This is a genomic window from Longimicrobiaceae bacterium (assembly GCA_035936415.1).
Taxonomy (GTDB): Bacteria; Gemmatimonadota; Gemmatimonadetes; order Longimicrobiales; family Longimicrobiaceae; genus JAFAYN01.
In genome coordinates, this window is record DASYWD010000129.1 from 1 (window position 1) to 1,612 (window position 1,612).

Sequence of the window (1,612 nt, forward strand, 5' to 3'; positions counted from 1 at the left end):
GCGCGGGGCCGTGGAGCGCGCCGGCCGGCCCGCGTTGGCCGCGGCCGTACTGTGACCCGTCCGTCCGTTCCCGAAACGACCCCCCTGCGAACACGCATGACCGCTTCTGCGACACAACTTCCACGGCGCGTGGACCAGCTCTCCCCGAAGGACCGCGCCGTCGTCATCGGCGCGGGGCCGGGCGGGCTCACCGCGGCGTACCTCCTGGCGCGGGAGGGCGTTCCGGTCACCGTGCTGGAGGCCGACGACGTGGTGGGGGGGCTCTCCCGCACGGTGGAGTACCACGGCTACCGGTTCGACATCGGCGGACACCGGTTCTTCACCAAGTACGAGCCGGTGGAGAGCCTCTGGCAGGAGGTCCTGGGCCCCGAGTTCATCTCGGTCCCGCGGCTCTCGCGCATCTTCTACGACGGCAAGTACTTCGACTACCCGCTCAAGGCCCGCAACGCGCTCGCCGGGCTGGGCGTCTGGAACAGCATGCGTGTGGTCGCGAGCTACGCCCGCAGCCGGGCGTTCCCGGAGCGGGAGGAGCGGAACCTGGAGCAGTGGGTGTCGAACCGGTTCGGGAAGCGGCTCTACGAGACCTTCTTCAAGACGTACACGGAGAAGGTGTGGGGCATCCCCTGCACCGAGATCTCGGCGGAGTGGGCGGCCCAGCGGATCCAGAACCTGTCGCTCTGGAGCGCCCTGCGCTCCGCGGCGGGGCTGAACCGGCGGTCCAGGGACATCCGGACGCTGATCGACGAGTTCCAGTACCCGCGGCTGGGACCCGGGCAGATGTGGGAGGCGTTCCGCGACCGGGTGGTGGAGATGGGCGGTGAGGTGCTGACGCGACACAAGGTGCGCGCGCTCCACACGGAGGACGGGCGGGTGGTGGCGGTCGAGGCGGAAACGCCCGAGGGGACGCGGCGGGTGGAGGGGGAGCACTTCGTCTCCACCATGCCCATCCGCTCGCTCGTGCGCGCCCTGAGCCCCGCTCCGCCCCCGGAGGTGGCGAGCTCGGGCGAGGGGCTGAGCTACCGCGACTTCCTGGTGGTCGCGCTGATCCTGGACGAGCCGGACTCCTTCCCGGACAACTGGATCTACGTGCACTCGCCGGACGTCCGGGTGGGGCGCATCCAGAACTTCCGCAACTGGAGCCCGGCCATGGTGCCCGACCAGGGGCGCACCTGCCTGGGGATGGAGTACTTCTGCTTCGAGGGGGACGGCCTCTGGACCTCGTCCGACGAGGAGCTGATCGCGCTCGCGACGCGGGAGCTCGCCTCGCTGGGGCTGGGCGACCCGGCGCACGTGCGCGACGCCACGGTGGTCCGGGTGCCCAAGGCGTACCCCGTGTACGACGGGGCGTACCGGGCGCACCTGGACGCGGTGCGTGCACACCTGGACCCCATCCCCAACCTGCACCTGATCGGGCGGAACGGGATGCACAAGTACAACAACCAGGACCACTCCATGCTCACGGCGATGATGACCGTGTGGAACATGCAGGGGGCCTCGCACGACGTGTGGGCGGTGAACACGGACTTCGACTACCACGAGGAGATCCACCCGCCCGCGGAGCCGGCGCGGGCTCGGCGCCGCCCCTCGCCCGCGCTGGCGGAGGCGGGGTGAG

At 70.8% G+C, this 1,612-nt stretch carries 1 protein-coding gene; it reads left to right on the forward strand.

The features are described from left to right. Nucleotides 1-96: 96 nt before the first annotated feature. Complete coding sequence (locus tag VGR37_04845; GenBank protein HEV2146722.1) at nt 97-1,611, forward strand: NAD(P)/FAD-dependent oxidoreductase; 1,515 nt, start codon at nt 97-99, stop codon at nt 1,609-1,611. Nucleotide 1,612: the final 1 nt, after the last annotated feature.